This window comes from Streptomyces sp. NPDC050743, assembly GCF_044456925.1.
Lineage (GTDB): Bacteria > Actinomycetota > Actinomycetes > Streptomycetales > Streptomycetaceae > Streptomyces.
Genome location: NZ_JBITGJ010000059.1, coordinates 48,167 through 56,264, shown reverse-complemented (window position 1 = coordinate 56,264; position 8,098 = coordinate 48,167). Strand labels below are relative to the sequence as shown.

General features: G+C 69.2%; 9 protein-coding genes and 1 rRNA gene. All 10 read left to right on the top strand.

Annotated elements, in window-relative coordinates; genetic code table 11:
* Positions 1–95, top strand: a 5S ribosomal RNA gene (rrf, locus tag ACIBJF_RS36830); the annotation flags it as partial.
* 59 nt (positions 96–154) lie between these two features.
* Complete coding sequence (locus ACIBJF_RS36825; protein ID WP_399180497.1) at positions 155–799, top strand: HAD family hydrolase; 645 nt, start codon at positions 155–157, stop codon at positions 797–799.
* 93 nt (positions 800–892) lie between these two features.
* Positions 893–1,657 carry a VC0807 family protein gene (locus tag ACIBJF_RS36820; protein ID WP_399180495.1) on the top strand — a complete coding sequence of 255 codons (765 nt, stop codon included), beginning with the start codon at positions 893–895 and terminating at the stop codon, positions 1,655–1,657.
* 81 nt (positions 1,658–1,738) lie between these two features.
* Complete coding sequence (locus ACIBJF_RS36815) at positions 1,739–2,950, top strand: MFS transporter (RefSeq protein WP_399180493.1); 1,212 nt, start codon at positions 1,739–1,741, stop codon at positions 2,948–2,950.
* Positions 2,901–4,073 (top strand): acetoin utilization protein AcuC, encoded by a 1,173-nt coding sequence (locus tag ACIBJF_RS36810; protein WP_399180491.1) that lies wholly within the window; start codon positions 2,901–2,903, stop codon positions 4,071–4,073. The genes ACIBJF_RS36815 and ACIBJF_RS36810 overlap by 50 nt, the downstream gene beginning before the upstream one ends.
* A 166-nt stretch (positions 4,074–4,239) precedes the next feature.
* Positions 4,240–5,055, top strand: a complete 816-nt coding sequence (locus ACIBJF_RS36805) for a phosphatase (RefSeq protein WP_399180489.1) — start codon at positions 4,240–4,242, stop codon at positions 5,053–5,055.
* A gap of 129 nt (positions 5,056–5,184) precedes the next feature.
* Entirely contained in the window at positions 5,185–5,397 is a 213-nt protein-coding gene (locus tag ACIBJF_RS36800) for a helix-turn-helix domain-containing protein (protein ID WP_159045602.1), read from the top strand.
* Positions 5,398–5,544: 147 nt separating this feature from the next.
* Positions 5,545–5,643 (top strand): 30S ribosomal protein bS22, encoded by a 99-nt coding sequence (locus ACIBJF_RS36795; RefSeq protein WP_003948845.1) that lies wholly within the window; start codon positions 5,545–5,547, stop codon positions 5,641–5,643.
* A gap of 213 nt (positions 5,644–5,856) precedes the next feature.
* The gene (locus tag ACIBJF_RS36790) at positions 5,857–6,918 is read left to right on the top strand and encodes an NAD-dependent epimerase/dehydratase family protein (RefSeq protein ID WP_399180487.1); all 1,062 of its coding nucleotides are present in this window, start codon (positions 5,857–5,859) and stop codon (positions 6,916–6,918) included.
* Between the two features lie 23 nt (positions 6,919–6,941).
* Positions 6,942–8,018: a lysophospholipid acyltransferase family protein gene (locus ACIBJF_RS36785; RefSeq protein WP_399180485.1), complete on the top strand. Its 1,077-nt coding sequence runs from the start codon at positions 6,942–6,944 to the stop codon at positions 8,016–8,018.
* Positions 8,019–8,098 lie beyond the last annotated feature (80 nt).

Here is an 8,098-nt window from a genome sequence, read left to right as displayed (position 1 = left end):
AAACGCCCGGTTACATTCCGAACCCGGAAGCTAAGCCTCACAGCGCCGATGGTACTGCAGGGGGGACCCTGTGGGAGAGTAGGACGCCGCCGAACGATTCTTGGGAAAGGCCCACGCCGGACGGCGTGGGCCTTTCTGCGTTTAGGGTTGGTCCATGCGCTATGACCTCGTCATCTTCGACAACGACGGCGTGCTCGTCGACAGCGAGCCCATTTCCAACCGGCTGCTGGCCGGCTACCTGACCGAGTTGGGGCACCCGACGTCGTACGAGGACTCAATCCGGGACTACATGGGCTCGGCGATGCACCGGATCCATGAGCTCGTGCTGGAGCGGACCGGGCAGCGGCTGCCGGACGACTTCGACGACGTGTTCCACGCGCGCGTGTTCGCCGCGTTCGAGCGGGAGTTGCAAGCCGTGGCCGGCGTGGCCGGCGTACTGGAGAAGCTGGCCGCGGGCGGGGTGCCGTCCTGCGTGGCCTCCTCGGGGAGTCATGCGCGGATCCGGGTCGGGCACCGTACGACCGGGCTCGACCGGTGGTTCACGGAGGAGCGCATCTTCAGTTCCGAGGACGTGGGGCGTGGGAAGCCGGCGCCCGATCTCTTCCTCCACGCCGCGGAGCGCATGGGGGTAGCGCCGGAGCGGTGCCTGGTCGTGGAGGACTCTCCGCTGGGCGTCCAGGCGGCCGTGGCGGCCGGGATGACGGTCTACGGGTTCACCGCGATGACGCCGGCGGCGAAGCTGGCAGGCGCCGACCAACTCTTCTCCTCCATGGGAGAGTTGGCTGACCTGCTGGTTTGACGGAAGCCATCGCCCGGTGCCTGACAATTGTCATGCGGACGTCCGGATGTTCGTTTCTACTGGCGCACCCCCTGCGGCGGCGAAGCTGAGGGCATGACGAAGAACACGGGGGCCCAGGGCCGGACCGAGCAGCAGCGGAAGCAGAACTCGAGTGTGCTGGACAACTTCAAGCCGCTGATCCTGGACGTGGCGGTGCCGCTCGGCTCGTACTACCTCTTCAAGGACGCCTTCGGCATGAGCACCTTCGCGGCGCTCGCCTGGAGCAGTGTCGTGCCGGCGCTGCGGACGGTGTGGGGCCTGGTCAAGGAGCGGAAGACCAACCCCCTGGCCGGTCTCATCCTGGTCGTCAACGTCGTCTCCCTGTTGCTGAGCTTCGTCTCCGGTGACCCGCGGCTGATGCTCGCCAAGGACAGCGGGATCAGCAGTGTCATCGCCTTCGGGATCCTCGCCTCCGTGTGGCTGGGCAAGCCGATGATGACCGCGGGTATGAAGCCGTTCCTGGTGAAGGGGGACGCGGTCAAGGAAGCCGCCTGGGAGCGGCTCGTCTCCGGTGCCTCGGACCGGTCCGCGGCCTTCCGGCGCAAGGAGAAGGCGTTCTCGGTCGTGTGGGGGCTGGTGCTGCTCGCCGAGTGTGTCGCCCGGGTCGTGGGTGCGTACACCATTCCCGTGGACACGATGGTGTGGCTCGGCAGCGTCTTCCTCATCGGTGCGATGGTGATCGGGTTCGTGGTCAGCGGGGGCCTGGCCGTCGAGCCGATGGAGAAGATGCTGACCGCCGAGGTGGAAGCGGGCAAGTCCGAGGCTGCCGAGGCCGGGATGTCGGCGGCCGGGACGTCCGAGGTCGCTGTCGCCGCCTGAGCCTGCACTCGGTGAAGCTGAAGGAAATTCATCTTTGGCTGGATCTACCCACAAGTAGCCCGGGGCCCTACGCTCGCCGCCATGACTGATGTGCTGCGGCGCGGTAGGGCCTCGCTGGCGTTCAGCTTCTTCGCCCAGGGCGCCACCTTCGCCCTGCTGGTGACGCGGATCCCGGCCATCCAGGACCGGTACGGCGTCTCCGACGCGCTGCTGCCGGTCTTCCTGGCCGCCGTGCCGGTCCTCGCCGGTGTCGGCAGTGTGACCACCGAGCAGTTGGTCAAGCGAATACGGCCCAGCCGGCTGCTGCGCTGGTCCCAGCCGGTTGTACTGCTGGCTCTGCTCGGCGCCGGGGCGGGCGGGCACATCGCGGAACTGGCGGTGGCGCTGGGCGCGTTCGGGCTGGCCGTGGGTGCGCTGGACGCCTCCATGAACATGCTCGGGGTGAGCCTGCAGCGGTCGTACGGGCGCAGCATCATGCTCAGCTTTCACGCCGCGTACAGCCTGGGCGGGATCCTGGGCGCCTCGCTGGCGTGGGTCGGGGCGCACTGGCATCTCGCGCTGTGGGTGTCGTACCTGCCGGTGGTGGCCCTGCTGCTCCCGGCGACGCTCGTGGGGAGCCGGTGGTACGTCGACGGGGGGCCGGCACCCGTCGGGGAGGAACAGGGCCAGGGCGCGGGTGTCGTCTTCAAGCTGCTGCTGCCGCTGTGTCTGGTGATGACCTTCGCCTACATCGGGGACTCGACCGTCTCCAACTGGAGCGCGAAGTATCTGAAGGACGTGCTGGGCAGCTCGGAGCAGCTGGCGACGGTGCCGTACAACGTGTACATGGTGACCACGCTGCTGGGGCGGACCATCGGGGACTTCGGGGTACGGCGGTTCGGGGCCGTGGCGGTCGTACGGCTCGGGACGCTGGTGGCGGCTGGCGGGTTCGCGGTGGTGGCCTCGGCGCCCGGGGCGTGGGTCGGGATGCTCGGGTTCACGCTCTTGGGCCTGGGGCTGTGCGTGCTGGTGCCGCAGACCTTCGCGGCGGCGGGGCGGCTGTTCCCGGGTGCATCGGATGCGGCCATCGCGCGGCTGAACATCTTCAATTACGTGGGTTTTCTGATCGGTTCGCCGCTGGTGGGTGCTTTGGGCGATGGCTGGAGCTATCGGGGCGCCATGCTCGTGCCGATGGTGTTGGTGCTGGTGACGTTGGTGTACGCCAGGTCGTTCGCCGCTCAACCTGACCGATACGGTGGCGGTCATGAGCGGCCGCGCACAGCTGATGTGGGACGAGGCAGTAACGGGCTATGACTTCGGCCCGGACCACCCGATGGATCCGGTCCGGCTGGCACTGACCCGGAAACTGGTGGATGCCTTCGGGCTCGACCGGGAGATGGAGGTCGTCGCGGCCAAGCCGGCCGGGGAGTCCACGCTGCGGCTGGTCCATCGGGAGGACTACATCGACGCGGTGAAGGCGGCGTCGGCGGACCCGGCGGGGGCCGATGGGTCGTACGGGCTGGGCACTCTCGACGATCCCGCCTTCGCGGGGATGCACGAGGTGTCCGCGCTGATCGCCGGGCAGTCGGTGGGGGCGGCGGAGGCGGTGTGGCGCGGGGGCGCCGATCACGCCGTGAACTTCGCGGGCGGTCTGCACCATGCGATGCCGGGTGGGGCCTCGGGGTTCTGTATCTACAACGACGCCTCGCTGGCCATCGCCCGGCTGCTGGAGCTGGGGGCCGAGCGGGTGGCGTATGTGGATGTCGACGTGCACCACGGGGACGGGGTGCAGGCGGCGTTCTGGGAGGATCCGCGGGTTCTGACGATCTCGTTGCACGAGCATCCCCGTACGTTGTTCCCGCAGACCGGGTGGCCGGAGGAGACGGGCGCCGGGGCGGGCGAGGGGGCGGCCGTGAATGTCGCCCTGCCGGCGGGGACCGGGGACGCCGGGTGGTTGCGGGCGTTCCATGCGGTGGTGCCGGAGTTGCTGGCGGAGTTCCGGCCGCAGGTGCTGGTGTCGCAGCACGGGGCGGATACGCACTTCGAGGATCCGCTGGCGCATCTCGCCGTGTCGCTGGATGCGCAGCGGGCCGTGCAGGTGGCGTGTCATGAGCTGGCGCACGAGTACGCCGGGGGGAAGTGGGTCGCGCTCGGGGGCGGGGGATACGCGGTGGTCGATGTCGTGCCGCGGTCGTGGACGCATCTGGTGGGGATCGCGGCGGGCAGGCCGGTGGAGCCGGAGGCGATGATCCCGGAGGCGTGGCGGCAGGAGGTGTTCGCCCGGACTCGGCAGTTCGGGCCGCAGCGGATGACCGACGGGCGGTGGCCGGTGAGTTGGGCGTCCTGGGAGGCCGGGTACGACCCCGCTGACCGCTTGGATCAGGCCGTACGGGCCACTCGCCGGGCGGCGTTTCCGCTGCGCGGCCTGCTGCCCTGAACCCACCAGGCGGCTCGGTCGGCGGGGAAGGCGCCCCTAGGGCCGGCCGGGCGAAGCCGGCGTACGGGCTTCCGGCGGTGCGATGGCCGTCGGGTGTTTACGCCAACCGTGCGCATTTCCCCGGTTTCCCGCCCGTCCCCTCCTCCCATGCGTCACCATCGCATCCGTGTCGACCAGCGGAGCTCTGCGTGCGCATCTGCTGGCTGTCCGGCTTGCCGGGGAGGTGGGGACCTCTCGGGAGGACAGTCTGCGCAGTTATCGGCTGTTCGCGGCCCGGGATCCCCGGCTGCTGATCGGGATCGATCCCGAGGGGGCCTGGGGTCAGGCGGAGTTGCTTGAGCTGATGGCGCAGAAGTGTGGGGTCTCGGGCGACCCCCGGCACACTTCGGGGCCGGACGTGATCGATCCGGAGCGGACGCTGGCCGCGTTGGATCTCTTCGCGGGGCGGATCCGGGAGGTGGCCAGGCGCGGCGCGCCCGTGTTGTTCGGGACCGGGCATCCGCAGCGGCTGCTCGGGTTCTACGCCGGCCTCGCGGACGCGCTCTCGGCGGCGGGGTGTGACGTGCTCACACCCGCGCAGGGTCGCCGTATCGACATATTGACCCGGTTCGGTCTACGTACGCATCACCTCGGCTACGCACGGCGGGTTGGGTTGGTGCGGGAAACCGGCGGCGGGCGCCCCGGTTGTGAGCCCGGCGTGCACAGTCATTCGCCGCTGCCGGTTCGGGTCGTGCTGGAGGCCGCGGCGGAAGGCGGTGGGCCGTTGCCCGAGCTGGTCGTCGGGGATCACGGCTGGGTCTGTGGTGCTGGTCAGCTGGGGTTCGAGGCCATCGGGCTGGCCGACACCGACGATCCGGCGCTGTTCGTGGGGGAGGCGGAGGGGCGCGTGTCCGTCGTCGTTCCGGTTGATGACGCCGTGCGGCCTGAGTACTACCGGCCGCTCACCCGCTACGTACTCAAACGAGCGTGTCTGTCACAGTAGGCCTGCGATGGGTGCACCTCTTCCCCACTTGCATCACCCGCCCCTACATTGGGGAGTGAGCACGCAACGACGAAGAGTCACCGGAAGGGGAAGCCGGTGGCCGTCGAGTGCGGAAGGTTCAGGTGTGTCATGGCTGCAGCTGACGAGAGGCCTCTGAACGAGGTCGTGTTCCTTACCGTGGCGGAGGTCGCCTCGGTGATGCGAGTGTCGAAGATGACCGTGTACCGCCTGGTGCACAGCGGTCATCTGCCCGCGATCCGGGTCGGGCGGTCGTTCCGTGTCCCGGAGCAAGCGGTACACGAGTACCTCCGTGACAGCTATGTGGGGGTGGAGACAGCCTGACGGCAACCCCGGGGTGACCCCCGGGTGACCCCGGGTACCACCCTCGATTACGACCTCGGCGCTCGGTTGGGTAGGCTAGCCCCTCGTAGGTCGTGTGGGCCCATGGCGCCCAAACAACCGAGTGATGAGAAGTGAGCGAGGGTAGTCGTGGGCTCTGTTATCAAGAAGCGGCGCAAGCGGATGGCCAAGAAGAAGCACCGCAAGCTGCTCAAGCGCACGCGCGTTCAGCGCCGCAACAAGAAGTAAGCGGCGTCGCGAGAGCGTGTCACGCGTATCTGTGGCCTTCCATCGGCACGATGGGAGGCCACAGGCATATCCGGTGAACCCGGCATGGTCCGGGGAACCCGTCAAATGCCGATGAGTGAATTTCCGTCACTTCGTGCATCGGGCGGTCATCACAGCGCAACATCAACCCGCTAGGTTGGCCGTACGCATCACGTACGAGGGAAGGCGCTGATCTTGGGGAAGGTCGTGCTCGTCACCGGAGTGGCCCGGCAACTGGGCGGCCGGTTCGTACGGCGGATCCAGCGGGATCCGGAGGTCGACCGGGTGATCGCCGTGGACGCGGTGCCGCCGGCCCACCATCTGGGCGGGGCGGACTTCATCCAGGCCGACATCCGGCAGCCGACCATCGCCCGGGTGCTGGCCGAGACGGGCGCCGACACGGTCGTCCACATGGACGTGACCGGCACCGCGCTGGGCAGCGGCAACCGGGCCACGGTCAAGGAGACCAACGTCATCGGCACCATGCAGCTGCTCGGCGCCTGCCAGAAGTCTCCGAACGTGAAGCGGCTGGTGGTGAAGTCCAGCACCAACGTCTACGGGTCCGCGCCGCGGGATCCCGCCGTGTTCACCGAGACGACCCCGCCGAAGTCGCTGCCGAGCGGCGGCTTCGCCAAGGACACCGTCGAGGTCGAGGGCTATGTGCGCGGGTTCGCACGGCGCCGGCCGGACGTCGCCGTGTGCGTGCTGCGGTTCGCCAACATCCTCGGGCCCGCCGCCGACACCCCGCTCGCCTCGTACTTCGCGCTGCCCGTGCTGCCGACCGTGTTCGGCTACGACCCGCGGCTGCAGTTCGTGCACGAGGACGACGTCGTCGAGGTGCTCAGGATCGCCTCGCACGAACCGCGCAAGGGCACCCTCAACAGCGGCACGTTCAACATCGCCGGGGAGGGTGTGCTGCTGCTCTCGCAGTGCTCCCGGCGGCTCGGGCGGCCTACCGTGCCGCTGCTGCTGCCTGCGGTCACCTGGGCGGGTTCGCTGGTGCGTACGCTCGGTATGACGGACTTCTCGCCGGAGCAGATCCGGCTGCTCACGCACGGGCGGGTGGTGGACACGGTCCAGATGCGCGACACGCTGGGCTTCACGCCCAGGTACACGACGGCGGAGACGTTCGCGGACTTCGCGGGCGGCCAGGGCCCCGGGCTGGTGCCGCCTCAAGCCCTCGCGGGGGCCGTCGACCGGATCGCCGCGCTGGCCGCCAAGGGCGGCGGCATGCCCACGACGCACAGCGTCGACTAGCGCAACCGAGGAGCGCAGCAACGATGGCGGACGCCAAGGTCATTCCGTTCGACGACGACCGGTCCCGCGGTGGCGCGGTGCAGCGCCCGGCGCGACGCCGGAGCACGGGCAGCCGGCGCGGCGCCCTCGGCGAGGCCGGGGAGATGGGTGAGGTCCAGCCCCTGCCGGGCCTGGGCCGGGCACGGGAAGATGGGCCTGTGAGCCGCGAGGAGAAGCCGGAGGAGCCGCTGGAGCCGTCGGGTGCCGACGAGTGGGACGGCGGCGGCCTGGAGCGGCGTGTGGCGGCCGGGCTGGCCTTTCTGCGGCGCCGGCTGACCGGGGACTACGACGTCGACGACTTCGGTTACGACGAGGAGCTGACCGACCAGGTCCTGATGTCGCTGCTGCGGCCGGTGTACGAGAAGTACTTCCGGGTCGACGTGAAGGGCATCGAGAACATCCCGGCGGACGGCGGGGCGCTGATCGTCGCCAACCACTCCGGGACGCTGCCGCTGGACGGGCTGATGATGCAGGTCGCGGTGCACGACCAGCATCCGGCCGACCGTCATCTACGGCTGCTGGCGGCCGACTTGGTCTTCGTGCTGCCGGTGGTCAACGAGCTGGCCCGCAAGCTGGGGCACACCCTGGCCTGCACGGAGGACGCCGAGCGGCTGCTGGCTCAGGGCGAGCTGGTCGGGGTGATGCCGGAGGGCTTCAAGGGCATCGGGAAACCTTTCAGCGAGCGGTACAAGTTGCAGCGGTTCGGGCGGGGCGGCTTCGTGTCGACCGCGCTGCGGCAGGGGGTGCCGATCATTCCGTGCTCGATCGTGGGGGCGGAGGAGATCTACCCGATGATCGGCAACGCGAAGACGCTGGCGCGGTTGCTGGGCTTCCCGTACTTCCCGTTGACGCCGACGTTTCCGTGGCTGGGGCCGCTCGGTGCGATTCCGTTGCCGACCAAGTGGACGATTCAGTTCGGGGAGCCGATTCCGACGGACGGGTATCCGGCGGAGGCGGCCGAGGATCCGATGCTGATGTTCAACCTGACCGACCAGGTGCGGGAGCAGATCCAGCACACGCTGTACAAGCTGTTGGTTCAGCGGCGCTCGGTGTTCTTCTGACCTTCCGCGTTCTTCTGATTTTCCGCCCCTCACCCCGTCCGCATACGACACCGGGGGCGCCCCGCTCGGGTGGGGCGCCC